25 protein-coding genes are annotated in these 24,753 nt (G+C 73.6%); 12 read left to right on the top strand and 13 right to left on the bottom strand.

Features of this window, described 5'->3' with window-relative positions; all coding sequences use genetic code 11:
• Window positions 1-102: 102 nt before the first annotated feature.
• Together H4O22_RS02885 and H4O22_RS02880 are read left to right on the top strand one after the other, a co-directional pair.
• A complete protein-coding gene (locus H4O22_RS02885) occupies window positions 103-876 on the top strand; it encodes a sigma-70 family RNA polymerase sigma factor (protein WP_182525587.1) in 774 nt (257 codons plus the stop codon).
• 142 nt (window positions 877-1,018) lie between these two features.
• Window positions 1,019-2,323: a DUF5667 domain-containing protein gene (locus tag H4O22_RS02880; protein ID WP_182525586.1), complete on the top strand. Its 1,305-nt coding sequence runs from the start codon at window positions 1,019-1,021 to the stop codon at window positions 2,321-2,323.
• A gap of 25 nt (window positions 2,324-2,348) precedes the next feature.
• Here the strand turns inward: H4O22_RS02880 and H4O22_RS02875 are convergent, their stop codons facing one another.
• The 5 genes from H4O22_RS02875 to H4O22_RS02855 form a co-directional block, all read right to left on the bottom strand.
• Window positions 2,349-3,524, bottom strand: a complete 1,176-nt coding sequence (locus tag H4O22_RS02875; RefSeq protein WP_182525585.1) for a lysophospholipid acyltransferase family protein — start codon at window positions 3,522-3,524, stop codon at window positions 2,349-2,351.
• On the bottom strand, window positions 3,517-4,554 hold the full coding sequence (locus H4O22_RS02870; protein WP_182525584.1) for an NAD-dependent epimerase/dehydratase family protein: 1,038 nt from the start codon (window positions 4,552-4,554) through the stop codon (window positions 3,517-3,519). Before H4O22_RS02870 ends, H4O22_RS02875 begins: the two co-directional genes overlap by 8 nt.
• 23 nt (window positions 4,555-4,577) lie before the next feature.
• Window positions 4,578-4,679, bottom strand: coding sequence for a 30S ribosomal protein bS22 (locus H4O22_RS02865; RefSeq protein WP_008356322.1), 102 nt, complete (start codon window positions 4,677-4,679; stop codon window positions 4,578-4,580).
• A 126-nt stretch (window positions 4,680-4,805) separates the two neighbouring features.
• Window positions 4,806-5,012: a helix-turn-helix domain-containing protein gene (locus H4O22_RS02860; RefSeq protein ID WP_182525583.1), complete on the bottom strand. Its 207-nt coding sequence runs from the start codon at window positions 5,010-5,012 to the stop codon at window positions 4,806-4,808.
• Between the two features lie 163 nt (window positions 5,013-5,175).
• Window positions 5,176-6,360, bottom strand: coding sequence for an acetoin utilization protein AcuC (locus tag H4O22_RS02855; protein ID WP_182525582.1), 1,185 nt, complete (start codon window positions 6,358-6,360; stop codon window positions 5,176-5,178).
• A 183-nt stretch (window positions 6,361-6,543) separates the two neighbouring features.
• Between H4O22_RS02855 and trpS the strand changes: the two genes are divergently transcribed.
• Complete coding sequence (trpS, locus tag H4O22_RS02850) at window positions 6,544-7,506, top strand: tryptophan--tRNA ligase (RefSeq protein ID WP_182525581.1); 963 nt, start codon at window positions 6,544-6,546, stop codon at window positions 7,504-7,506.
• Between the two features lie 147 nt (window positions 7,507-7,653).
• On the opposite strand, the gene proC is transcribed toward trpS, so the two are convergent.
• The 4 genes from proC to H4O22_RS02830 are packed head-to-tail and all read right to left on the bottom strand — an operon-like array spanning window position 7,654 to window position 11,174.
• On the bottom strand, window positions 7,654-8,460 hold the full coding sequence (proC, locus tag H4O22_RS02845; protein WP_182525580.1) for a pyrroline-5-carboxylate reductase: 807 nt from the start codon (window positions 8,458-8,460) through the stop codon (window positions 7,654-7,656).
• Window positions 8,461-8,475: 15 nt separating this feature from the next.
• Window positions 8,476-9,411 carry a proline dehydrogenase family protein gene (locus H4O22_RS02840; RefSeq protein ID WP_220451268.1) on the bottom strand — a complete coding sequence of 312 codons (936 nt, stop codon included), beginning with the start codon at window positions 9,409-9,411 and terminating at the stop codon, window positions 8,476-8,478.
• 9 nt (window positions 9,412-9,420) lie between these two features.
• Window positions 9,421-10,236 (bottom strand): sugar phosphate isomerase/epimerase family protein, encoded by an 816-nt coding sequence (locus tag H4O22_RS02835; protein ID WP_182525579.1) that lies wholly within the window; start codon window positions 10,234-10,236, stop codon window positions 9,421-9,423.
• Window positions 10,233-11,174: a Ppx/GppA family phosphatase gene (locus H4O22_RS02830; RefSeq protein ID WP_182525578.1), complete on the bottom strand. Its 942-nt coding sequence runs from the start codon at window positions 11,172-11,174 to the stop codon at window positions 10,233-10,235. Before H4O22_RS02830 ends, H4O22_RS02835 begins: the two co-directional genes overlap by 4 nt.
• A gap of 31 nt (window positions 11,175-11,205) precedes the next feature.
• Here H4O22_RS02830 and H4O22_RS02825 point away from each other — a divergent pair, with 31 nt between their 5' ends.
• A complete protein-coding gene (locus H4O22_RS02825) occupies window positions 11,206-11,985 on the top strand; it encodes a DUF3109 family protein (RefSeq protein ID WP_182525577.1) in 780 nt (259 codons plus the stop codon).
• Between the two features lie 6 nt (window positions 11,986-11,991).
• Here H4O22_RS02825 and H4O22_RS02820 read toward each other — a convergent pair whose 3' ends face one another.
• Window positions 11,992-12,537 carry a hypothetical protein gene (locus H4O22_RS02820; protein WP_182525576.1) on the bottom strand — a complete coding sequence of 182 codons (546 nt, stop codon included), beginning with the start codon at window positions 12,535-12,537 and terminating at the stop codon, window positions 11,992-11,994.
• A gap of 289 nt (window positions 12,538-12,826) precedes the next feature.
• Between H4O22_RS02820 and H4O22_RS02815 the strand changes: the two genes are divergently transcribed.
• From H4O22_RS02815 to H4O22_RS02795, 5 genes are all read left to right on the top strand, one after another.
• Window positions 12,827-13,246 carry a hypothetical protein gene (locus tag H4O22_RS02815; protein WP_182525575.1) on the top strand — a complete coding sequence of 140 codons (420 nt, stop codon included), beginning with the start codon at window positions 12,827-12,829 and terminating at the stop codon, window positions 13,244-13,246.
• A 54-nt stretch (window positions 13,247-13,300) separates the two neighbouring features.
• Window positions 13,301-13,564, top strand: coding sequence for a hypothetical protein (locus H4O22_RS02810; RefSeq protein ID WP_182525574.1), 264 nt, complete (start codon window positions 13,301-13,303; stop codon window positions 13,562-13,564).
• A 180-nt stretch (window positions 13,565-13,744) separates the two neighbouring features.
• Window positions 13,745-15,010 carry an HNH endonuclease signature motif containing protein gene (locus tag H4O22_RS02805; protein ID WP_182525573.1) on the top strand — a complete coding sequence of 422 codons (1,266 nt, stop codon included), beginning with the start codon at window positions 13,745-13,747 and terminating at the stop codon, window positions 15,008-15,010.
• A gap of 92 nt (window positions 15,011-15,102) precedes the next feature.
• The gene (locus H4O22_RS02800) at window positions 15,103-15,741 is read left to right on the top strand and encodes a VOC family protein (RefSeq protein ID WP_182525572.1); all 639 of its coding nucleotides are present in this window, start codon (window positions 15,103-15,105) and stop codon (window positions 15,739-15,741) included.
• Between the two features lie 16 nt (window positions 15,742-15,757).
• Window positions 15,758-16,456, top strand: a complete 699-nt coding sequence (locus tag H4O22_RS02795) for a class I SAM-dependent methyltransferase (protein WP_182525571.1) — start codon at window positions 15,758-15,760, stop codon at window positions 16,454-16,456.
• A 13-nt stretch (window positions 16,457-16,469) separates the two neighbouring features.
• Here H4O22_RS02795 and H4O22_RS02790 read toward each other — a convergent pair whose 3' ends face one another.
• Complete coding sequence (locus tag H4O22_RS02790) at window positions 16,470-17,501, bottom strand: LacI family DNA-binding transcriptional regulator (protein WP_182525570.1); 1,032 nt, start codon at window positions 17,499-17,501, stop codon at window positions 16,470-16,472.
• Window positions 17,502-17,660: 159 nt separating this feature from the next.
• On the opposite strand from H4O22_RS02790, the gene radA reads away from it, so the two are divergent.
• Window positions 17,661-19,097 (top strand): DNA repair protein RadA, encoded by a 1,437-nt coding sequence (radA, locus tag H4O22_RS02785; RefSeq protein WP_182525569.1) that lies wholly within the window; start codon window positions 17,661-17,663, stop codon window positions 19,095-19,097.
• A gap of 77 nt (window positions 19,098-19,174) precedes the next feature.
• Window positions 19,175-20,257, top strand: coding sequence for a DNA integrity scanning diadenylate cyclase DisA (gene disA / locus H4O22_RS02780; RefSeq protein WP_182525568.1), 1,083 nt, complete (start codon window positions 19,175-19,177; stop codon window positions 20,255-20,257).
• Here the strand turns inward: disA and H4O22_RS02775 are convergent.
• Window positions 20,248-21,117, bottom strand: a complete 870-nt coding sequence (locus H4O22_RS02775; RefSeq protein WP_182525567.1) for a hypothetical protein — start codon at window positions 21,115-21,117, stop codon at window positions 20,248-20,250. The two genes, disA and H4O22_RS02775, sit on opposite strands and share 10 nt — an antisense overlap.
• An 80-nt stretch (window positions 21,118-21,197) precedes the next feature.
• On the opposite strand from H4O22_RS02775, the gene H4O22_RS02770 reads away from it, so the two are divergent.
• The gene (locus tag H4O22_RS02770; RefSeq protein WP_182525566.1) at window positions 21,198-22,064 is read left to right on the top strand and encodes an HhH-GPD family protein; all 867 of its coding nucleotides are present in this window, start codon (window positions 21,198-21,200) and stop codon (window positions 22,062-22,064) included.
• Between the two features lie 87 nt (window positions 22,065-22,151).
• On the opposite strand, the gene H4O22_RS02765 is transcribed toward H4O22_RS02770, so the two are convergent.
• Window positions 22,152-24,740, bottom strand: coding sequence for an ATP-dependent Clp protease ATP-binding subunit (locus H4O22_RS02765; RefSeq protein WP_220451267.1), 2,589 nt, complete (start codon window positions 24,738-24,740; stop codon window positions 22,152-22,154).
• Between the last annotated feature and the right edge of the window lie 13 nt (window positions 24,741-24,753).

The following is a 24,753-nucleotide window of genomic DNA, read 5'->3' as shown; positions in this document are numbered from 1 at the left end:
CGCCCGGCCGCCCTTTTTCCGGACGATTACGTTCACAGAGCGGACTACCCGCGCGTAGGATCGACGCTGCTCTGGGGGGAGCGCATCGGGGAGGGTGACCACATGGCCTCGCACGGCTTCGTGCTGCGGCACGGGCTCGACGACCTGCGTCACGCGGTCGCGCGCCTGCTGCTGCCCGAGCCGCTGGCCGCCGGGACCCTCCAGTCCGAGGCCGTGGCCGGTGGCGCCAGCCCCCGCCCCGGCGCGTCCTCCGGCGGTGCGGGCGGCGGCCCCGCGCCGTACGGCGACGCCGAGCTGGCCGCGTCCTCGGAGGAGTCCGAGGCCGAGCGCGCCCGCCTGATCGCCCTCGTCGAGCTCGCCCGCGGTGGCGACACCGAGGCCTTCGGCCTGCTCTACGACCATTACCAGGGCTCGGTCTACCGCTTCCTCTTCTACCGCACCCGGTCCAGCGCGCTGGCCGAGGACCTCACCTCGGAGACCTTCTTCCGGGCGCTGCGGAGCATGACCGGCTTCCGGTGGCAGGGCAAGGACTTCGGCGCCTGGCTGATGACCATCGCCCGCAACCTCGCCACCGACCACTTCAAGGCCGGTCGCACCCGTCTGGAGACGGCGACCGAGGACATGGGCCAGCACGACGACGCCACGGAGGGCCCCGAGGCCGCCGTGCTCGCCGGGCTCACCAACGAGATCCTGCTCAAGGCGCTCACCGAGCTGCCCATCGAGCAGCGCGACTGCCTGGTGATGCGCTTCCTGCAGGGCATGAGCATCGCCGAGACCGCCGCCGTCCTCGGGCGCAGCGACGGCGCGATCAAGCAGCTGCAGCTGCGCGGGGTCCGCAACCTCGCCAAGCTGATGCCGGAAGGGATCAGGGGCTGATGACCACCATCACCACCGTCACCGTGATCCGCACGACTCCCCCGTCGTACGCCGTAACCTGCAGCGCCCACGGGTCGTTCAACGTCGTACCGGGACGCCGCACCACGCGTCCCGGCCCAGACGAGACGACAGGACCGAGACGATGAGCCCGGTGTTCGCAGCGCGACGGCGTGCCGAGGAGTTCGACTCCCTGGTCGAGGGCACCTCGACCGGGTCGCCCGACGCGCGGTACGCCTCCCTCGTCGAGATCGTCGGCGCGCTGCGCGCCACCCCGCCCGCCCAGCCCCGCCCCGAGTTCGTGGCCGAGCTGCGCGAGCGGCTGATGACGGCCGCCGAGACCGAGCTGGCACCGGTCGCCGGCCCGGCCGCCGCACCCGTGCACGACCGCCTCACGGTCACCCGCCGCTCCCCCCGCGAACGTCGGCTGGCCACGCTCGTCGGCGGCTTCGCGATCGTCGGCGCCACGACGTCGATGGCGGTCGCGTCGCAGTCCGCGCTGCCCGGTGACGTGCTCTACCCGGTCAAGCGCGCGATGGAGAACGCCCGGACCGGCGTCACCGTCGACGAGACCGAGAAGGGCGCGACCCTGCTGGACAACGCCTCGGGGCGCCTCGAGGAGGTCGGCGAGCTCGCCACGTCCGGGGAGACCGAGGACGTCCGCGCCATCGAGGAGACCCTTACCACCTTCACCGAGCAGGCGACCCAGGCCAGCGACCTGCTGCTCACCGCCTACGAGGCCGACCCCGACCCCGCGGCGATCTCCGAGCTGCAGCAGTTCACCGAGGAGAGTTTCGCGACCCTCGGCAGCCTCGCCTCGCTCGTCCCCGACGAGGTCCGCGACTCCCTCGTCACCGCCGGCAACGTGCTCGCCGGCATCGAGGCCGCCGTCCAGCTGGTCTGCCCGGACTGCGAGGACCTGCTGACCCAGACGCCGAAGTGGCTGCTCACCACCAGCGCCTCCAGCGGCCTCCAGGACCTGCTGCCCGGCCTCGCCCAGGCGGCCCCGGCGCCCGCCGGGCCCGGCCCGGACAAGGGCACGGACAAGGGCTCCGACAAGGGGTCCGACAAGGGGTCCGGCCGGGGCTCCGACGGGCCCGGCACGAAGGGCTGGCAGGAGCCCGAGCCCGGCACGACCCCGCTGCCGACCCCGACCCAGCCCCCCACCGGGGGCGAGGGCGACGGGTCCGCGACCGGCGGCGGGACGAGCGACGGCGGCGCCGGCGGCACCGGCTCCGGCTCCGGCTCCGGCGGCGCGAACCCGTCCGGCCCGGTCGGCGACCTCATCGACAAGGTGATCGGCGGCGGCCAGGGCGGTGCCGGCAGCGGCGGCGGCCAGGGCGGCGGGTCCACCCCCGGCACGCCGGGCCCGTCGGGCGGCGGCGTGCTCGGCGGCGTCCTCGAGGGCGTCGGCGGCCTCATCGGTGGGCTGGTCAAGCCCCGCCCCTGACTGCACGGCCCGGCCGTCGGAGCCGTCAGCGGAAGACGGACTCGCGCTTCATCAGCAGCGTGTAGAGCGTCTGCTGGATCGTCTCGCGCACCTGGTCGGTGACGTTGAAGACGAGCATCGGGTCGTCGGCGGCACCGCGCTCGAACTCGTCGGTGCGGATCGGCTCGCCGAACTCCAGCAGCCACTTCGAGGGCAGCGGCACCAGACCGAGCGGCCCGAGCCAGGGGAAGAGCGGGGTGATCGGGATGTACGGCACGCCGAGCAGCCGCGCCAGCGCCGGCACGTTGCCGACGAGCGGGTAGATCTCCTCCGCGCCCACGACCGAGAGCGGCACGATCGGGACGCCGGTGCGCAGCGCCGCCGAGACGAAGCCCCCGCGGCCGAACCGCTGGAGCTTGTAGCGCTCGGAGTAGGGCTTGCCGATGCCCTTGAAGCCCTCCGGCCAGACGCCGACGAGCTCGCCGCCGGCGAGCATCCGCTCGGCGTCCTCGCTGCACGCGAGGGTGGCGCCGCTCCGGCGCGCGAGCGCGGAGATGACGGGGAGCCGGAAGACGAGGTCGGCACCGAGCGGGCGCAGGAACCGGCCGGTGTGGTCGTGCACCGCGACCATCGTCATCAGCCCGTCCACCGGGACGGTGCCGGAGTGGTTGGACACCACCAGGGCGCCGCCCTCGGTCGGGATGTTCTCGATGCCGCGGACCTCGACACGGAACCAGCGCTCCGCGATCGGGCGGAGCGTGGCGAGCACGAGCTTCTCGGTGACCTCGCGGTCGAAGCCGTACTCGTCGACGGGGTACTCGCCGGTCAGCCGGCGACGGAGGAACGCGAGGAAGCGGGCCAGCTGGGGCTCCCACTGCTCACCGAAGACCTCGACCGCGGCGGCCTGGAAGGCGGCCATCCAGTCGGAGGCGGGGATCCCGGCGAGCGGCCCGCGGTCCTCGGTGGTCACCGGGGCGCGGAGCTCGGCGACGGCGGCGGGCTCGTCGGTCGCCTCGGGTGCCGGCGCGTCCGCGGCGGCGGCGGGCGCCTGCTCCTCGGGCCGGGTCCGCTCGCCCTTGGCGGCGGCGGCCTTGCGCGGGGCGGGGCGGGGCTTCGCGGGCCCGCCGGCGAGCCCGCGGGCGGCGCTGGAGGGCTGCTGCTTGCCGGTGCCGCGGCCGGGGCGACCGCGCGTGCCGATGGGGATGATCTCGGCGTCACCCATGGTCGCCTCCCGAGGACGGAGTGGTGAGCTGGCGCTCGACGCTGGCGAGGATCCGGTCGGCGTGCCCGCCGGTGGGGGGCAGCGGGGCGCCGAAGTCGGCGAACGTCTCCGCGGTGGTGTACGCCGGCTCGAAGCCGAGCACCTCGCGCATCCGGGTCGTGTCGACCCCGCGGCCGTAGGTGAGGAAGGCCAGCTGCTCGGGCGAGAAGTCCGCGACCCGCGCGGACCGCAGCGTGGAGCCGACGTTGCCGACCATGAAGCCGGGCATCCGCACCGAGGGGCGCCGGAGCCGTCGTACGGCCTGGGAGAGCATCAGGATGCCGTCGCCGGCGACGTTGAAGGTGCCGGCGACGTCGGAGCTGACCGCGTGCGTGAGGACGCCCAGGAGGTCGTGCTCGTGCAGGAACTGCAGGCGGGCGTCGTACCCGAGCACGGTGGGGATCACCGGCAGCCGGAAGTACGACGCGACCGGGCTCGACACCTGCGGGCCGAGCACGTTGGCCGCGCGCAGCATCGTCACCCGGACGTCGGAGCGGCGGCGGGCGAACCCGCGGACGTACCCCTCGACCTCCGCGACGTCCTTGGCGTAGCCCGAGGTCGGCGCCCGGCGGGGCTCCATGTCCTCGGTGAACATCGCCGGGTCGCGGTTGCTCGCGCCGTACACCGTCGTCGAGGACTTCACCACGAGGTGCTGCAGGCCCGGCGCCTTCTGGCAGGCGGCGAGCAGCTGCATCGTCCCGATGACGTTGAGCTCCTTCATCGTGTTCCGCCCGCCGGCGGTGCCGGGGGTGGAGATGACGCTCATGTGGACGACCGTGTCGACGTCCTCCTTGGCGATCACCTTGGCGATCACCGGGTTGCGGATGTCGGCGCGGACGAACGAGACCTCGCCGATGTCCCCGCGCGGCGGGACGACGTCGACGCCGATCACCCGGCGGACGCCGGGGTCGGCGGCGATGGACCGCGCGAACCTGCGCCCCAGGTCACGGGAGACTCCCGTGACCAGGACGACCTTGCCCACGCTGCCCATGGCGACGGCGACCCGGTCGAGGCCTACTTGCCGAGCTTGCGACGCTGCACGCGCGTCTTCTTCAGCAGCTTGCGGTGCTTCTTCTTGGCCATGCGCTTGCGCCGCTTCTTGATGACAGAACCCACGGGACACCTTTCAAAGCTGTGACGGCCCACGGCGGTGCCGCAGGACCGGCACAGCCTATCCGGCCCCTGGTGGCAGGCAGAATCCCGGTCCAGGACCGGGTTCCCGCACCCCGCGCCGCGGCCCGCTCAGCCCGCGTCGTAGAAGCTCTTGCGGATGTACTCGTTCGCGTCCTCCTCGCGGACGCGGAACGAGCGGCCGACCCGCACGGCCGGCAGGTCGCCGTTGTGGACGAGTCGGTAGACCGTCATCTTGGAGACACGCATCATCGCCGCGACCTCCGCGACGGTCAGGAACTTCGCTTCGGAGATATCACCGGCGGAGTTGGTAGCCATCGAGCACCAGCTTTCTTTGCGCCCGCCACTGGCTTCCCCACCGGTGATCACACGGGCGACGCAGTCGTGAGAATAGGGCCTGGTGTGACTCGTGGGGAAGAGGTAAACGAAAGAAACTGCAGTGGTCTACGGCGTGTTGACTTGCGCGATCCTGCCGTGCCGCTCACGGCATGGGGTCCAGGCCGTGCAGCGGGAAGGTCGCCATCCGGGTGGCGTGCACCGCGCGATCCAGCCAGGTGTCGGGGTCGTAGCCCTCGCGCCAGTCGCGGTACGCCGGGGTCCGGCCGTCGGTGAGCCGGTGCGGCGCCGTCCGTCCCAGGGTCGCCTCGACGTGCTCGCGCCAGCCGCCCGGGGTCTCCGTCAGCGGGTCGACCGGTCGGCCGGCCACGACGCCGAGCAGGTGCGTCCACGCTCGCGGGACGACCTCGACCAGCGCGTACCCGCCCCCGCCGGTGACCACCCAGCGCCCGCCGGCCACCTCGTGGGCCAGGTCGTGCAGGGCCTGGTACGTCGCCCGCTGGCCGTCGACGGTCAGCATCAGGTGGGCGAGCGGGTCGTCGGCGTGCGAGTCGCAGCCGTGCTGGGTGACCAGCACCTCGGGGTCGAACTCGCGCAGCAGCGGGGGCACCACCGCGTGGAACGCGCGCAGCCAGCCGCCGTCGCCGGTGCCGGGCGGCAGCGCGACGTTCACCGCGCTGCCCTGGGCGTCCCTGCCGCCGAGGTCCTCGGGGAACCCGGTGCCGGGGAAGAGCATCTGCCCGGTCTCGTGCAGGGAGATGGTGAGCACCCGCGGGTCGTCCCAGAAGATCCGCTCCACCCCGTCGCCGTGGTGGACGTCGACGTCGACGTACGCCACCCGCTGGGCGCCCTGGTCGAGCAGCTGCTGGATGCCGATCGCGACGTCGTTGTAGATGCAGAACCCGCTGGCCCGGTCGGGCATCGCGTGGTGCAGGCCGCCGCAGATGCTCGCGGAGTGCAGCGACTCCCCGCTCCAGACCTGGCGGAAGGCCTCGGCGGTCGCTCCGACGACGTGCGCCGCGGCGTGGTGCATCTCGGCGAAGACCGGGTTGTCGTCGGTGCCGAGCCCGAACCGGTGGTCGGGCGCGACCGTCCTGCCGGCCCGCGTGACGGCCTCGATGAGCGCGGGGGTGTGCACGGTGGCGATCAGGTCCTCGTCGGCGACGGGCGCCGGCACGGCGCGCAGCCGCTCCCCGACCACGCCGAGCTCGGTGGCCAGCCGCATCGTGAGGTCGACCCGCAGCGGCGACATGGGGTGGGACGGACCGAAGTCGTACTCGGTCAGCGACGGGTCGAAGACCACCGTCGCCGGACCCTCGCAGGCGGGCATGGCGGGGACGGTACCCGCCCGCCGACCTTCTGCCATGATGAGTCCGTGCTGAGGAACTCCTTCCAGTGGTGGCCCGCCTGACGGCGGACCCGTTCGAAGCACGCACTTCACCCACGGCCGCCCACGGGCGGCCGTTCGTCATCTCCGGCACGTCTCGTGGGCCCTCGACCCAGGAGCAACCCCATGACGACGCGTCACCTCTCCCTCCTCAAGCCCACCGGCCGGCTCACGCTCGGCAACCTGCTCGGCGCGCTGCGCCCGATGGCGGCGGCCCAGGACGGCGCCGACTGCTACTACGGCGTCGCCGACCTGCACGCCATGACCGTGACCCACGACCCCGCCGTCCTGCGGGAGCGCACCGACGAGCTCCGCCTGCTGCTGCTGGCGGCGGGCCTGGACCGCAGCACGCTGTTCGTGCAGAGCCGGGTCCCCGCGCACACCCAGCTGTCCTACCTGCTCGAGTGCGTCGCCACCACCGGCGAGCTCAGCCGGATGATCCAGTTCAAGGAGAAGGGTCGCGGGGTCGGCTCGACCCGGGTCTCTCTCTACACCTACCCGGCGCTGATGGCGGCCGACATCCTGCTCTACCGACCCGCCCGGGTGCCGGTCGGCGACGACCAGCGCCAGCACGTCGAGCTCACCCGCGACCTGGCGCAGCGCTTCAACCGCACCTACGGCGAGGTCTTCACGGTGCCCGAGCTCGTGGTGCCGGCCGCCGGGGCGCGGGTCATGGACCTGCAGGACCCGCGCTCGAAGATGGGCAAGTCCAGCACCGACACCGCGGGCGTGATCCACCTCCTCGACTCCCCCGACGTGGTGCGTCGCAAGGTCGCCCGGGCCGTGACCGACTCCGACACCGGACCGGACGCGGTGCGCCCCGACCGGGAGCGCAAGCCCGGGGTCAGCAACCTGCTCGAGGTGCTCGTGGCGTGCGGCGGGTCCCCCGCGGGGCTCACGACGTACGGCGCCCTGAAGCGGGCGGTCACCGACGCCGTCGTGGCCGTCCTCGAGCCGCTGCAGCAGCGGTACGCCGACCTCGCCACCGACCGCGCCCACGTCGCGGACGTGTACGCCGCCGGCGCCGCCCGGGCTCGCGAGGTGACCGCCCCGGTGCTGGCGGCGGCGGAGGCGGCGGTGGGCCTGTGACCGGCCGGCCCCGGACGTCGTACGAGGTGGTGGTCAGCGCGACCGCGCCGCATGACGTCCCGCGGGACGTCGTACGACCTGGTGGTCATCGCCGCCAGGACGTATGACGTCCCGGGCAGCGGCAGGGGCGGCGGCGGGCGGCAGCCGTCAGGAGCCCTCGGCCAGCGCGCGGGACCGGTCGCGGGCGGCCTCCATGGCGGCGAGGAACGCGGCGCGGACCTTGTGCACCTCGAGCTCGCGCAGCGCGGAGGCGGTGGTGCCGCCCGGGGAGGTGACCTGCTCGCGCAGGATCGCCGGGTGGGTGCCGGTCTCGCGCAGCATCTTCCCGGAGCCGACGAGGGTCTGGATGACCAGCTCGGTGGCGGTGGTGCGCGGCAGGCCGAGGTGGACGCCGGCCTCGATCATCGACTCGACGACGAAGAAGAGGTAGGCGGGGCCGGAGCCGGAGATCGCGGTCACCGCGTCCTGCTGGCGCTCGGGGATCCGGAGCACCTTGCCCACCGACGCCATCAGCTGCTCGACCTCGGCGAGCTGCTCCTCGCTGCAGTGCGAGCCGGGCGAGATGGCGGCCATCCCCTCGTCGACGAGCGCGGGGGTGTTCGGCATGACCCGGACGACGGCGACGTCGGCCGGCACCCGGGACTCGATGTAGGCCGTGGTGATGCCGGCGGCGAGCGAGACGACGAGCTGGCCGGGGCGCAGCTGCGGGGAGACCTCCGCGAGGACGTCGGCCATGTCCTGCGGCTTGACCACCAGCACCACCGTGTCGGCCTTGCGGGCGGCCTCGGCATTGGCGAGCACGGCCACGCCGTACCGCTCCTCGAGCTCGCGGGCCCGCTCGGGGCGCTTCTCGCCCACCATCAGGTCGTCGACCCGGCGGCCGGCGCGCACGAGCCCGGACAGCAGGGCCTCGCCCATGACGCCGGCGCCGACGATGGCGGTCTGCGTGCTCATCAGGGCCTCGACCTCTTACTTCTTGGAGAACAGCGACGTGAGGAAGAATGACAGGTTCTGCGGGCGCTCGGCGAGCCGCCGCATCAGGTAGCCGTACCACTCCTGGCCGTAGGGCACGTAGACCCGCACGGTCTCGCCGGCGGCCGCGAGGCGCTTCTGCTCCTCGGGCCGGACGCCGTAGAGCATCTGGTACTCGTACGAGCCCTGCGCGCGCCCGTAGCGGCCGGCGAGCGAGCCGGTGATCCGGATCATCCGGGGGTCGTGGGTCGCGATCATCGGGTAGCCCTGCCCGGCGAGCAGCACCTTGAGGCAGCGCACGTAGGACTTGTCGACCTCGAGCCGGTCCTGGAAGGCGACCGACTCCGGCTCGTGGTAGGCGCCCTTGCACAGCCGGACCCGCGAGCCCTCGTACGCCAGGGCCCGGCAGTCGGACTCGGTGCGGTGCAGGTAGGCCTGGAGCACCGCGCCCGTCTCGGGGAAGTCCTTGCGCAGCTCGCGCAGGATCCCGAGCGTCGAGTCGGTCGTCGTGTGGTCCTCCATGTCGAGGGTCACCGTCGAGCCCGCGTTGCGGGCCGCGCGGCAGATCGTGCGCGCGTGCTCCAGCGCCGTCTTCTCGCCGTGGCCGGGCAGCGTCTGGCCGATGGCGGACAGCTTCACCGACACCTCCGCGCCCGGGGTCAGCCCCGCGGCGGCGAGCCGGCGCAGCAGCTCGACGTACGCCGCGGCCGTGGCCTCGGCCTGGTCGGCGTCCTGGGTGTCCTCGCCGAGCAGGTCGAGGGTGGCCTTGAGACCGTCGTCGGCGAGCCGGGCGGTGGCGGCGACGACCGAGTCGGTCGACTCCCCCGGCACGTAGCCGGTGATGATCCCGGAGGTCACCGGGAGGGCGCTGACCAGGGACTTGAACCGGTCGCTGCGGGAGAGGAGCAGGATCGGCTGGCGGAGCAGGGACATGCCTGCAGGCTACGTGCTGGGCCCCGACGGGGTGCGGACGGCGAAGTGCTCGCGGGCGAACTCCAGCGACTCCCGCAGGTCGGCCGCGCGCTCCTCGCGGCTGCCGCACCGGCGGGTGTTGATCTCGACGACGACCTCGCCGGCGAAGCCCGCGCCCGCGAGGTGGGCGAGGAACGCCGCCGCCCCGGTCGAGCCGCGTCCCGGCACCAGGTGCTCGTCCTTGGCCGAGCCGGTGCCGTCGGTGAGGTGCACGTGCCGGAGCCGGCCGCCGAGCCGCTCGGCCATCGCGACCGGGTCGGACTGGGCGATCGCCGCGTGCGAGAGGTCGATCGTGGTGTTGGCGTACGGCTCGGCGGAGGGGTCCCAGCCCGGCAGGTACATCTCCATGCCGCGCTTCTGCGAGGCGCGCCACGGATACATGTTCTCGACCGCGAAGGCGATGCCCGTCGACTCCTCGAGGGCCGCGATGCCGTCGACGAAGCCCGCGGCGTACTCGCGCTGCCACCGGAACGGCGGGTGCACGACGACGACGGCGGCGCCCACCTCGTGGGCCATCTCGGCGGAGCGCTCGAGCTTGCCCCACGGCTCGGTGCCCCAGACCCGCTGGGTGAAGAGCAGGCAGGGGGCGTGCACGGCCGAGACCGGCAGCCCGTGGTGGTCGGAGAGCTGCTTGACCGCGCTGGTCTGCTGGCTCAGGGCGTCGATGCCGACCATCACCTCGACCGCGTCGTACCCGATCTCGGCGGCGTAGCCGAAGGCGTGGGCGGAGGACTCCGGGTAGACCGAGGACGTCGAGAGCCCGACGCGCACCGTCGGGGCGCTCACGCGGGGACCAGCACCGAGAGCTGGTCGAGGCGCTCGAGGATGACGCCCTCGCGCAGCGCCCACGGGCAGATCTCGAGCGCGGGGAGGTCGAAGATGTCCATGCAGGCCTCCGCCACGAGGGCCCCCGGCAGGATCTGGTGGGACCGGCTCGGCGAGACCCCGGGCAGGGACGCCAGCTCCTCGGGCGACATCGCGGCCAGCTTGGGGATCCACCGGGAGAGCTCGTCGCAGGGCAGGCTGCGCGGGACGAGCGGGCCCGCGGTGGAGGGCGCCGCGCCGCAGATCCGGGCCAGGGAGCGGAAGGTCTTCGACGACGCCGCCGCCCGGTCGGGGACGCCGGCGCGCAGCAGGTGCCCGGCGTCGCGCGCGATCTCGGCGCGGATGTCGCGGCGCAGCCGGCGGATCATGTCCTCGCTGGGACGGCCGCCGCTGAGCCGGGTGCGGGCCAGCCGGGCCGCGCCGAGCGGCAGCGACCAGGCGACGTCCGGCGCCTCGTCCTGGCCGCCGGCGATCTCCAGCGACCCGCCGCCGATGTCGAAGACCACCAGCCGGCCGGCGGACCAGCCGAACCAGCGGCGTACGGCGAGGAAGGTCAGCCGGGCCTCGTCCTCCCCCGACAGCACGCCGATGTCGACGCCGGTGCGCTCGCGCACGTGCTCGAGGACCGCGTCGGAGTTGGTGGCGTCCCGGACCGCCGAGGTCGCGAACGCCAGCAGGTCCTCGCAGCCCTTGTCCTCGGCCACGACCAGCGCCTCGGCGGTGAAGCCCGCCAGCGCGTCGATGCCGGCCTGGGTCACCGCTCCCGAGTCGTCGAGGTGCTCGGCGAGGCGGAGCGGCTGCTTGTAGGAGTACGCCGGCAGCGGCGCCGCGCCGCCGTGCGCGTCGACCACCAGCAGGTGGCCGGTGTTGGATCCGATGTCGAGGACGCCCACGCGCATGCGTCCAACGTACCCGCCGTACGCTGACAGGGTGCCCGAGGTCGACTTGGTGTTCCCGCGCGCCTGGGTGGAGTTCGTGAACCCCGCCGACGAGGACGAGGTGATGCGCTGCGACCTCACCTGGCTCACGTCGAGCTACACCTGCATCTTCGGGCAGGGCTGCGCCGGGATCTACGCCGACGCCCCCGACGTCGGCTGCTGCACGCTCGGCGCGCACTTCGCCGACGACGCGGACGAGCAACGGGTCGCAGGCTTCGTCGGCATGCTCGACGAGAACCTCTGGCAGCACGGCCCCCGGGGCCGGGAGGTCACCACCGAGGACTGGGTCGAGGTCGACGACGAGGGCGAGCGCAAGACGCTCACGATCGTGGTCGACGGCCAGCAGGCCTGCGTCTTCCAGAACCGCCCGGGCTTCGCGCCGCCGGGCGGCGGGGGCGGCGCCGGCTGCGCGCTGCACGCCCTCGCGTACGTGCTCGACAAGCACCCGCTCGAGACCAAGCCGGACGTGTGCTGGCAGCTGCCGATCCGACGCACCTTCCGCGACGTGACCCGCCAGGACGGCACGACGTACACCGAGGTCTCGATCGCGGAGTACGACCGCCGCGGCTGGGGTCCCGGCGGCCACGACCTCGACTGGTACTGCACCGGCAACACCGAGGCGCACGTCGCCCTGGAGCCGCTCTACGTCACCTCCGCGCCCGAGCTGATCGAGCTGATGGGCCGGCCGGCGTACGACGAGCTGGCGCGGCACTGCGAGGCGCACCTGCGCTCGCGCTCGACGCTGGCGCTGCACCCGGCCGACCCGCACTGAGCCGGCTCAGCCCGTCGCGTCCGTGCACTCCTCGCGGCGTACGTCCTCGCAGAGGTAGAAGCCCCACCGGGTCCTGGCGACCCGTGTGCGCTCGCCGTCGCGGTAGCTGATGCGCAGGCCGTCTCCACCCGCTGCCGGCGACTCCGCCGGCTTGGTGACCTCCACGTAGAGGACCCAGAAGGCGTGGTCCCGGCGGCCGCACCGGCCCTTGACCCGACGGGTCCCGTGGAGCGAGCGCACCTTCCGCAGAGGCTTGGCCGTGGCGAGCGGCATCCCGTCCCACCCGCGCACGACCGTGTAGTCCGTGACCTGAGCACCCCCGACCGGGTTCCTGAGACGGACGTCCGTGATCCGGGCGACTCCGGGGCGCCGGAGGCAGACGTCGGCGGCGTAGAAGGTCGCTGCATGCGGTCCGGGACCGGTCCCCACCACCACGTGCCCGTCGCCGCCGCGGCCCACGTCGAGGAGCCTCGGTCCGGCGCTGCTCGCAGGTCCCGAGAGCAGCACCGCCAGTGCCACCAGGGCGGCTGCGACGCGCAGCGGTCGGCTCATGCCCCCGCATCGTAGGGACTGCCGGGGGGTCGTGTGGACAACTCCTCCGGGTCCCAGGGCGTCACACGGATGTCTCGACGACCACTCGCTGGAGGCAACTGTGTCCCGCTCCCCGCGTCATCCCGTCCTGCTCACGGCGGTGCTCGCGGCACTCGCTGTGGGCTGCGGGTCCGCGACCGAGGATGCCGAACCCTTCCCCCGGCCACGCGAGTCCCGGTCGCCCGAGCCGGCGCGGACCCCACCGTGCGCACCGGCGCGCGAGGTCGCGGCGACACCCGACGACGGCGAGGTGCTGGTCTTCTTCGCGTGCGGCTCTCCCGTCGGCCCCTACTCCGCGTTCTCGCGTCCCGCCGGAGCGGCGGAGTCCCTCGCGACCCGGTTGGACGTGGCCCTGAGGGCGTACTTCGCCGGTCCTCGCCGGGAGGAGAAGAGCGGCTGCACGACGTTCGCGGGACCGGGGACGCTGAGGTCCACGAGCATCGTCGGCACCCGGGCCGTCATCGACCTCGACCTCGACGGCGTCGGGTCGAGCACGAGCGCTCAGTCCCAGCACCTCTGGACCGTCCTCCGACGGCACGCGTTCCAGTTCCCCGGCATCACGGAGATGGAGCCCCGCCACCACGGGAGCTGCGCAGCCTTCGGCGCGGCGGTCGAGGCAGGTCAGTGCCTCGTTGCGCAGCGTGACGGCGCGGCCGTGCCGGGTCCCTGAACCATTCGGCGCATCCCGCCCCGCCGACCGCTCCGCCACCGCCATGCTGCTGCCATGCGGAGAGCCGTCACGATCGCGCTGCACGTTCTCGTCCTCTGCCTGCTCACTGCTCTGGCGTCGGCCGTCTTCCTGCACACCGCGGACGACGACACCTGGTACCCCCGTCCACACGACGCCGACCCAGGTGATGACGACGGCTACCTCGTGGCCGTGCTGAGCCTCCTGCCCTACGTCATCCCGCTCCTGGCCGTCGCGTACGTCGCCGGGGCGCTCGTGAGCCGGGCCCGGCTCTCGCCGACGGACGACACCGACAGGTAGGCCGCTGAGCTCGCCGGATTCGACCCGGTCGAGGGATTGACACCCGTTCGAACGTGTGTTCGAATAGGAGTGCACGCCCGAGGTGGCAGTTCCTCGGGACGTCGAAGGGCGTGCGGGACGCATCGAGCAGGAACCTCGCCGCAGCCAGGCAGCCACCCGGGACCCGATGAGCGCCCATCCGTGATCACTCTGATCTCCGGTGGAGGCTCGATGGACACCCGCACCCCTGACACCCACCCGGTGCTGGGGTTCGTCGCGGCCACCCGCGAGGCCCTGAAGGACGTCGCGGACGCCAACCCGGTCTTCATGACCACCGGGCAGAAGGCGCAGGCGCTCGTCGAGCTGACCGCCCTGGAGTCCCAGGTCGCCGAGCTGCGGCTGCGGGTCACCGCAGCGGACGACGTGGCCGAGGAGACCGGCACCCGCGACGTCGCCGCTTGGGTCGCCCACCGGACCCGGCAGGACACGGCGGCGTCCCGGGCGGACGCCCGGCTGGCGACCGCCCTCGACCGCGAGCACCCGCACCTGGCCGCGGGCCTGCGCGAGGGCAGCGTCTCGCTCGCGCAGGCCCGCGTGATCGCGCACGCGCTCGCCGAGCTGCCCGCCGACCTCGGCGCCGAGCTCCGCGCCCGGGCCGAGGAGGCCCTGGTCGGGTACGCCGCCCACCACGCGCCCGGCGACCTGCGCCGCCTCGGCCGCCGGATCCTCGCCTGCGTCGACCCCGACGCCGCCGACGAGCACGAGGCCCGACTCCTCGAGGACGCCGAGCGCACTGCCCGCGAGCGCACCAAGCTCAGCCTCCGCCGGCGGGGCGACGGCACCACCCGGATCTCCGGGCTCCTCCCCGACGCCGCCGCACACCGGTTGGCGACCTACCTCGAGTCCTTCACCAACCCTCGCAAGGACACCGGAGGGACAGCCACCGCCGGAGTCGGGTCCTACTCCCGACGGCTCGGCCAGGCGTTCGTGCAGCTCCTCGAGACCATCGACCCCCGCCGACTGCCGCTCCACGGCGGCGACGCCACCACCATGTTCGTCGTCGCGCACCTCGACCAGCTGACGAAGGACCTCGGGGTGGCCGAGATCGTCGGCGGCGGCACGATCAGCGCCGGCGAGGCCCGCCGGCTCGCGTGCAACGCCCACCTCGTCCCCGCCGTGCTCGGCGGCGCCTCCGAGGTCCTCGACCTCGGCCGCCGCCGACGTCTCTACACCGCCGCCCAGCGTCGGGCGCTCCTGCTGCGCGACCGCACCTGCCGCGCGGAGGGCTGCGACATCCCCGGCACCTGGGCCGAGGCCCACCACTGGGTGGCCTGGGCGGCCGGCGGGGCCACCGACCTGGCCAACGGCACCCTCCTCTGCCACCTCCACCACCACCGGGCCCACGACGCCGCGTGGTCCGCGGAGCGACTTCCGAACGGCGACGTCCGCTACGCGAGGCGCCGGTAGGCCGGGGTGAGATCTTCGACACGACCTCTCGACGTCAAGAGATCCCGACCCCGCTGTGGGGAGGCCCGAGCGGCTCGCCCACAATCTCTGCTATGCGCTTGGATCACCTCTCGTACGCAGCTGGACCGGACGGACTCGCCGGCACGGCCCAGCGCATCGGGGCCCTGCTCGGTCGCCCCTTCGTCGACGGTGGGGTGCATCCTCGCTTCGGCACCCGCAACATGACGATGCCGCTCGCCGGCGGCACCTACCTGGAGATCGTCGAGGTGCTCGACCACCCGGCCTCCGACAAGGCGCCGTTCGGCCAGGCCGTCCGCGCCCGCTCCGCCCTCGGCGGCGGGTGGCTCGGCTGGGTCGTCGCCGTGCCCGACATCTCCGCCGTCGAGACCCGCCTGGGCCGGGAGGCGGCCCAGGGCAACCGGCACCGCCCCGACGGCACCGAGCTGCGCTGGAAGCAGATCGGCGTCAACGGCCTGATCGCCGACCCGCAGCTCCCGTTCTTCGTCGAGTGGGAGGTCCCGCCCGCCCTGCACCCGAGCGCCGGGGCCGACGGCGAGTACTCGCTGGCCTCCCTGGAGATCGCCGGCGACCCGCTGCGGGTGAGCGAGTGGCTCGGCGAGACCGTCGAGGCGCCGCTCGAGGACGTCAAGGTCGACTGGGTCGCACCGCACGGCACCCCCGGCGTCATCGCCGCCAAGGTGCAGACCCCGCACGGCCTGGTCCGCATCTGAGCGGCTCCGCGGTCCGATGAGCAGCCCGCTCGCCGGGGCGCGGCCCAGCCCCAACATCTGGCACCACCCCGCGACGTACGAGATCGAGAACCGCGCCGTCGACCCCGACGGCCTGCTCGAGGCCGCGATGGCCGCGCAGGCGACCTGGGCCGGTCGGGACGTGCTCGACGTCGGGTGCGGGACCGGCTTCCACCTGCCGCGGTTCGCGCAGACCGCCGCCTCGGTGGTCGGCGTCGAGCCGCACCCGGACCTGGCCGCGATCGCGCGCCGCCGTACCCGCCGGCTCGCCGCCGTCCGGGTCGAGCAGGGCACCGCCCAGGCGCTGCCGCTCCCCGACCGCTCCGTCGACGTCGTGCACGCCCGCTGGGCGTACTTCTTCGGGCCCGGCTGCGAGCCGGGGCTCGCCGAGCTGGACCGGGTGGTACGCCGCGGCGGCACGGCGTTCGTGATCGACAACGACCCGACGCGCTCCACGTTCGGCGGCTGGTTCCGGCGCAGCTACCCCGAGGTGGACCCGGACGCCGTCGAGCGCTTCTGGACGGCGCGCGACTGGCGGCGTACGCCGGTCGACGTGCGCTGGTCGTTCACGTCGCGCGCGGACCTCGAGGCCGTCGTCCGCATCGAGCTGGTGCCCCAGGTCGCCGACGACGTGCTCGCGACCCACGAGGGCACCGAGGTCGACTACGCCGTCAACCTGTGGTCCAAGGACTTCTGAGTCGACTGCTGGGTCAGCTCGACCCGCGCACGGTGAGCGTCGGCTCGAGCAGCACCCCGGCGTGGGCGGTGGGCGGGTGGCCGAGCAGCCCCTCCAGCGCGGTCACGATCTCGATGGCGACGTCCTCGAGCGGCTGCCGCACGGAGGTGAGGCCGGCCGGGACGACCTGGGCGACCTGGGAGTCGTCGAAGCCGACGACGGCGATGTCGCGGCCGGCGACCAGGCCCCGCTCGGCGAGCGTGTGCAGCACGCCCATGGCCAGGGTGTCGCTGGCGCAGACGAACGCCGTGGGCCGGGCCTCGTCGAGCAGCACGGCGCTGGCGCCCCGGCCGGAGGCGACCGAGTCCTCGACGCGGGAGGCGAGGCCGGTGGTCGGGAGGCCGCGGGCGCGCATCGCGCGGCCCCAGCCGGAGCGGCGGTCCTCGCCGATGAAGGAGTCCTTGCGCCAGCCGATCCAGGCGACCCGCTCGTGCCCGCGGTCCAGCAGGTGGGAGGTCGCCAGGTCGCAGCCGGCGGCGCCGTCCACGTCGACCCAGGGGTGGGTGGCCTCCGGGTCGGCCCACGGGCGGCCGAACGCGACGAACGGCGCGCGGCGCGACTGCAGCCAGGTCGCCTGGGGGTTGCCGAGGTAGGTGTCGGTCACCACGAACGCGTCGACGGCGGTCGAGCGGAGCAGGTCGTCGTACCCCGTGAGGGGCTCGTCGGGGTCGCCGGCGAACAGCAGCACGTGGTAGCCGGCCTCGCGCGAGGTGTCGACCAGCGAGTGCACGAACCGGTCCATGGTGGCGTTCGCGTTGCCCTCCTGGACCGGCATGATCCGCAACCCGATCAGGTGCGAGGCGCGGGTGCGCAGGTTGCGGGCCGCCCGGTTGGGCAGGTACCCGAGGGAGGTGATCGCCTCCTGCACCCGCAGCAGGGTGTCGGCGCGCAGCAGGTCGGGGTTGTTGACCGCGTTCGACACGGTCTGGCGCGAGACCCCCGCGAGGTCGGCGACGTCGGCGAGGGTCGGGGCCGCCGACGCGACCCGTCCCGGGCTCCTGGCCATCTCGCCCTCCTTCCCCCGTCCGGCGCGGACTTGATCGATCCAACCGGCAGCATAACGACGGCGTCGAGCGATCGCCCGCCTACCGGACGCCGCCGTCCGCCGTTCACCCCGCGGGGTGGGCTGCCACCGGTTGTCGGCGGGGTCGCCTAGGTTGCGGGCATGGCCAAGACCGCAGCGAAGCCGCCCCGCCCCGCCTACCGCTGCGCCGAGTGCGGCTGGGAGACCGGCAAGTGGGTCGGCCGCTGCGGGGAGTGCCAGGCGTGGGGCTCGGTGGCCGAGGCCGCCGCCCCCTCGGGGCGCACGGCGGCCGCGCCCGTCACCACCCCGGCGGTGCCGATCGGCCAGGTCTCGGTGGAGGACGCCGCCTTCCGGCTCAGCGGTGTCGCCGAGCTCGACCGGGTGCTCGGCGGCGGGCTGGTGCCCGGCGCCGCGATCCTGCTCGCCGGCGAGCCCGGCGTCGGCAAGAGCACCCTGCTGCTCGAGGTGGCCGCCCAGACCGCCCGCTCGGGCCAGCGCACGCTCTACGTCACCGGCGAGGAGTCGGCCTCCCAGGTGCGGCTGCGGGCCGACCGCACCGGCGGCGTGCACGACGAGCTCTACCTCGCCGCCGAGACGGACCTCGGCGCCGTGCTCACCCACATCGAGCAGGTACGCCCCACCCTGCTGGTCGTCGACTCGGTCCAGACCATCGGCGCCTCCGGCACCGAGGGAGTCCCGGGCGGCGTCACCCAGGTCAAGGAGGTCGCGGCCGCGCTGGTGCGGGTCGCGAAGACCCGCAACATCACCACGGTCCTCGTCGGCCACGTCACCAAGGACGGCTCGATCGCGGGCCCGCGCGTGCTCGAGCACCTCGTCGACGTGGTGCTGCAGTTCGAGGGCGAGGGCAGCTCCCGGTTCCGGATGCTGCGCGCGATGAAGAACCGCTTCGGCCCCGTCGACGAGGTCGGCTGCTTCGACCTCTCCCCCGAGGGCATCACCGCGGTCGCCGACCCCACCGGTCTCTTCGTCGAGAACCACCACGCCCAGGTTCCCGGCAGCTGCGTGGCCGTCACCATGGAGGGGCGCCGCCCGCTGCTCGCCGAGGTGCAGGCGCTGGTGACCACGTCCGCGCTCGAGCGTCCCCGGCGGACGACCTCGGGCCTGGACGGGTCCCGGATGGCGATGGTGCTGGCCGTCCTCCAGCAGCACTGCGGCATCCGCCTGCACAACCAGGACGTCTTCGCCTCCACGGTCGGTGGCGCCCGCCTCGGCGAGCCCGCGGTCGACCTCGCGGTCGCCGTGGCGCTCGCCTCCGCCAGCACCGGCGCCATCCCGCCGCGCGGCGTGGTGGCGATGGGCGAGATCGGCCTGGCCGGCGAGCTGCGCCGGGTCCGCGACCTGCCCCAGCGCCTCGCCGAGGCCGCCCGGCTGGGCTTCCAGGTCGCCGTCGTGCCCGCGGGGCCCGGCAGCCGCACCCCCGCCTGGGCCGCCCAGCGCCGCGAGCCGCGCTTCGTCGACGGCATGCGTGTGGTCGAGGTCCCGGACGTCGCCTCGGCGCTCCGCCTGCTCCGGCTGACCGGCGAGCGCAGCGCGCCGCTCCGCGACGTCGCCGAGTGACCCCCGACGCCGAGCCGTGCCACTAGACTCCTGGCCAGCGGCGGAGGGGCCGCGACGTTGACGAAGGGACCCGGCTGGTGGCCACCGACCGCTCGGACGAGGTACTGCGCCTCCGGGAGACCCTCGCCTCGATCGCACCCGGCACCGCGATGCGCGACGGGCTCGAGCGGATCCTGCGCGGCCGCACCGGCGCGCTGATCGTCCTCGGCAACGACAAGACCGTCGAGTCCATCTCCACCGGCGGCTTCGTGCTCGACGTGCCGTTCACCGCCACCGGGCTGCGCGAGCTGGCCAAGATGGACGGCGGGATCATCATCGACAAGGACCTCACGCGGATCATCCGCGCCGCGGTCCACCTGATGCCCGACCACACCATCCCGTCGGAGGAGACCGGCACCCGGCACCGCACCGCCGACCGGGTCGCCCGGCAGACCGGCTTCCCGGTCATCTCGGTGTCCCAGTCGATGCAGATCATCGCGGCGTACGTCGGGGAGACCCGCCACGTGCTCGAGGACTCCGGCCAGATCCTCTCCCGCGCCAACCAGGCGCTGGCGACCCTGGAGCGGTACAAGCTGCGCCTCGACGAGGTCTCCAGCACCCTCTCCGCGCTGGAGATCGAGGACCTGGTCACGGTGCGCGACGTCGCGGTCGTGGCCCAGCGTCTCGAGATGGTCACCCGCATCGCCCGCGAGATCGAGGACTACGTCCTCGAGCTCGGCACCGACGGCCGGCTGCTCACCCTCCAGCTCGAGGAGCTGGTCACCGGCGTGGACGCCGAGCGCGAGCTGGTCATCCGCGACTACCTGCCCTCCGGGCGGCGCTCCCGCAGCCCCGAGGAGCTGCTCGGCAGGCTCGAGGCGCTCTCGGCCACCGAGCTGGTCGACCCGGCGTCCGCGGCGCGGGTCCTCGGCCTCGGCAACGGCGAACACCTCGACGGGGCCGTCGCCCCGCGCGGCTACCGGCTGCTCGCCAAGGTGCCGCGGCTCCCGGGCTCCGTGGTCGACCGGCTCGTCGACCACTTCGGGACGCTGCAGAAGCTGCTCTCGGCCGGCATCGACGACCTCCAGGCCGTCGAGGGCGTCGGCGAGCTGCGCGCCCGCAGCGTGCGCGAGGGCCTCTCCCGGCTGGCCGAGTCGACGATCCTCGAGCGCTACGTCTGATCCGGCTCCACCGCGCCGGACGGCTCGGCCGACGGCCGCTGCTTCTGCTTCTGCTTCGCGCCGTCCTGCTCGCGGTCCTTCTTCTTCTTGTTCTTCTTCTTCTTCTCCGGGTCGTCCTGCTCGTCCGACTTCGGCTCCGGGGCGACGGTGACCTCGTCCGTCGCGCGGACCAGCTCGAACTGCACCTCGGCGGGCTCACCACCGAGCGCGGCGGCCGAGACGTGGTACCAGCCGAGCATCGCCCAGTCGGTCAGGCCCGAGCACTCCTCGTCGGAGCGACGGGCGTTCCACTCCACGACCAGCGTCGTCGGGATCTCCCGCCGGACGGTGACGTCCTGGTCGGGCACCGGCCGCGGGCACTCCCGGGTCGACCAGATGTCGTCGGTGCCCGAGGTGACCTTGAGGGTCAGCGAGCGCGGCGAGACCTTCCAGGTGCAGGCGTCGTCGGTGATCGTGCGCAGCTCGAGGGCGAAGACCACCCCTTGACCCGCGACCGCCTCGGTCACCGACGGGGTCACCGAGATGTCGCTGTCGACGCACGGGCCGTCGGGCACGGCGGGCACCGGGACGGTGCTGGTCGGCGCCGCCGGGGTCCTCCGCTCCTTGCGGGGGCGGGCGTCGGGCCGCGGCCCGGCGGAGGACGTCGGCGAGGCGTCGTCGGCCGACCCGGACGGCGACGCGGCCGCGCCGGAGAGCCGCGCGGAGTCGTCCCCCTCGGAGGAGCCGTCGCTGCCGCCGCCGAGCAGCCGGCCGAGGCCGAGGACCAGGAGCAGCGCGACGCCCAGGACGAGCAGGCGTCGGCGCCAGTACACCCCGGCGGGCAACGGCCCCCGGGTCAGCGGTCGCCGCGTCGCAGTCATGCCGGCCACCGTATCGACGGCGGCCCCGCAGTCCGGGGTGCCACACCGACGCTCCCGCACGAGAGGCAGGATGAGCGGCGATGAGCGCGCTCCACGACCCCCTGCTGCGGTGGTACGACGTCCACGCCCGCGAGCTCCCGTGGCGCGGGCCGAGCGCCACCCCGTGGTCGGTGCTGGTCTCGGAGCTGATGCTCCAGCAGACCCCGGTCGCCCGGGTGCTCCCCGTCCACGAGGCCTGGCTGGAGCGGTGGCCGACGCCCGCCGCGCTCGCGGCCGAGCCGGCCGGCGAGGCGGTGCGGGCCTGGGGCCGGCTCGGCTACCCCCGTCGCGCGCTGCGGCTGCACGCCGCGGCCGCCGCGATCCTCGCCGACCACGACGGCGAGGTGCCCTCGTCGTACGCCGCGCTGCGCGCGCTCCCGGGCGTGGGCGACTACACCGCGGCCGCGGTCGCCACCTTCGCGTTCGGGCAGCGCCACGCCGTGCTGGACACCAACGTGCGCCGGGTGCTGGCCCGCGCCGTGGGCGGGGTGGCGCTGCCCGCGCCCTCGGTCACGCGCACCGAGCGCGAGGTCGCGGTCGGCCTCCTGCCCGAGGACGAGCCGACCGCCGCCACCTGGTCGATCGCCGTGATGGAGCTCGGCGCGCTGGTCTGCACGGCGGCCCGGCCGCGGTGCGAGGCCTGCCCGGTCGCCGACCTGTGCGCCTGGCGCGCGGCCGGCTACCCGGCGTACGACGGGCCGGCGCGGAAGACGCAGGCCTGGGCCGGCACCGACCGCCAGTGCCGGGGCCGGCTGCTGGCGGTGCTCCGCGACAGCCCGGGCGCGGTGCACCGGAGCAGCCTGGAGGCGGTGTGGGCGGACGCGGCGCAGCGGGCGCGCTGCCTGGACAGCCTCGTCGAGGACGGGCTCGTCGTCGGGACCGGACCCGCGACCTACGCGCTCCCCTGACGCCGGCCCCGGACGACGAACCGGCCCGGCCGCACGAGGCGGCCGGGCCGGTTCGGGTTCAGCTCGGGTTCAGCTCCGGGTGGACGGTCAGCCGTCGTTGCCGGACTTCGGCACGTCGGTCGGCCGGGGCTCCTCGCCCTCGTCGAGGGCCTCGGTCAGACCCTCGCCGAGCTCGACCGACGCCGTCTCGAACGGCGGGAGGTCGGGCAGCTCGCCGACCTTCTGGCCCTCGAAGGTGAAGGTCGCGGTCGGCCCCTCGCCCTCGACGTCGACCAGCACGATCATGCCGGGACCGACCTCGCCGAAGAGCATCTTCTCGGCGAGCGCGTCCTCGATCTCGCGCTGGATCGTGCGCCGCAGCGGCCGGGCCCCGAGGACCGGGTCGAAGCCGCGCTCGGCCAGCAGGTCCTTGGCCGGCTGCGTGAGCTCGAGCCGCATGTCGCGGTCGCGCATCCGCAGCTCCACCGAGGCCACCATGTTGTCGACCATCTGGACGATCTGCGCCCGGGAGAGCGGCGGGAAGACGACGATCTCGTCGACACGGTTGAGGAACTCCGGCCGGAAGTGCTGCTTGAGCTCGTCGGAGACCTTGCCCTTCATCCGCTCGTAGGAGCCCGCGGCGTCGCCGGACTGCTGGAAGCCCAGGTTGACCGACTTGTTGATGTCGCGGGTGCCGAGGTTGGTGGTCATGATGATGACGGTGTTCTTGAAGTCGACCACCCGGCCCTGGGAGTCGGTCAGGCGACCTTCCTCCAGGATCTGCAGCAGGCTGTTGAAGATGTCGGGGTGCGCCTTCTCGACCTCGTCGAAGAGCACGACCGAGAACGGCTTGCGCCGCACCTTCTCGGTGAGCTGGCCGCCCTCCTCGTAGCCGACGTAGCCGGGAGGCGAGCCGAAGAGCCGCGAGATCGTGTGCTTCTCGCCGAACTCGCTCATGTCGAGCTGGATCAGCGAGTCCTCGTCGCCGAAGAGGAACTCGGCGAGCGTCTTGGACAGCCAGGTCTTACCGACACCGGACGGGCCGGCGAAGATGAACGAGCCGCCGGGACGCTTGGGGTCCTTGAGGCCGGCGCGGGTACGCCGGATCGCCCGGGAGAGCGCCTTGACGGCCTCGTCCTGGCCGATGACCCGCTTGTGCAGCTCGTCCTCCATCTTGAGCAGCCGGGTGGACTCCTCCTCGGAGAGCTTCACGATCGGGATGCCGGTCGCCACGGCGAGCACCTCGGCGATCAGCTCCTCGTCGACCTCCGCGACCTCGTCCATGTCGCCCGCGCGCCACTGCTTCTCGCGCTCGGACTTCTTGAGGATCAGCTGCTTCTCCTCGTCGCGCAGGCGGGCCGCGGCCTCGAAGTCCTGCCCGTCGATCGCCGCCTCCTTGCGCTGGCGGACGTCGGCGATCTTGTCGTCGTACTCGCGCAGGTCGGCGGGGGCGGTCATCCGGCGGATGCGCAGCCGCGAGCCGGCCTCGTCGATGAGGTCGATCGCCTTGTCGGGGAGGAACCGGTCGGAGATGTAGCGGTCGGCCAGCGTCGCAGCGCTCACGAGCGCCTCGTCGGTGATCGTCACGCGGTGGTGTGCCTCGTAACGGTCGCGCAGGCCCTTGAGCATCTCGATCGTGTGCGCGATGGAGGGCTCGGCGACCTGGATCGGCTGGAAGCGCCGCTCGAGGGCGGCGTCCTTCTCGAGGTACTTGCGGTACTCGTCGAGGGTGGTCGCGCCGATGGTCTGGAGCTCGCCGCGGGCCAGCATCGGCTTGAGGATGCTGGCGGCGTCGATCGCGCCCTCGGCCGCGCCGGCGCCGACGAGGGTGTGGATCTCGTCGATGAACAGCACGATGTCGCCGCGGGTGCGGATCTCCTTGAGGACCTTCTTCAGCCGCTCCTCGAAGTCACCGCGGTAGCGGCTGCCGGCCACCAGCGCGCCGAGGTCGAGGGTGTAGATCTGCTTGTCCTTGAGCGTCTCGGGCACGTTGCCCTTGACGATGTCCTGGGCCAGGCCCTCGACGATCGTGGTCTTGCCGACGCCGGGCTCGCCGATCAGCACGGGGTTGTTCTTCGTGCGGCGGGACAGGATCTGCATGACCCGCTCGATCTCCTGCTCGCGCCCGATGACCGGGTCCAGCTTGCCCTCGCGGGCGTCCTGGGTCAGGTTGCGGCCGAACTGGTCGAGCACCAGCGAGGACGACGGCGCGTCGCCGCCGCCGGTCGCGGCGGCCGCCGACTGCGCGGACTCCTTGCCCTGGAAGCCGGAGAGCAGCTGGATGACCTGCTGGCGGACCCGGTTCAGGTCGGCGCCGAGCTTCTGCAGGACCTGGGCGGCGACGCCCTCGCCCTCGCGGATCAGGCCGAGCAGGATGTGCTCGGTGCCGATGTAGGAGTGACCGAGCTGCAGCGCCTCGCGCAGGGACAGCTCGAGCACCTTCTTGGCGCGCGGGGTGAACGGGATGTGGCCGCTGGGGGCCTGCTGGCCCTGGCCGATGATCTCCTCGACCTGGGCGCGCACGGCCTCCAGGGAGATGTCGAGGCTCTCGAGGGCCTTGGCGGCAACGCCCTCGCCCTCGTGGATCAGCCCGAGCAGGATGTGCTCGGTGCCGATGTAGTTGTGGGAGAGCATGCGGGCCTCTTCCTGGGCCAGCACGACAACTCGTCGGGCTCGGTCGGTGAACCGCTCGAACATGCGTATCGCTCCT

The sequence above is a fragment of the Nocardioides dongkuii genome (genome assembly GCF_014127485.1).
In the GTDB taxonomy this organism is placed as follows: domain Bacteria; phylum Actinomycetota; class Actinomycetes; order Propionibacteriales; family Nocardioidaceae; genus Nocardioides; species Nocardioides dongkuii.
Note: the sequence above shows the minus strand (reverse complement) of the source record. Positions and strands in the feature narration are given on the sequence as shown.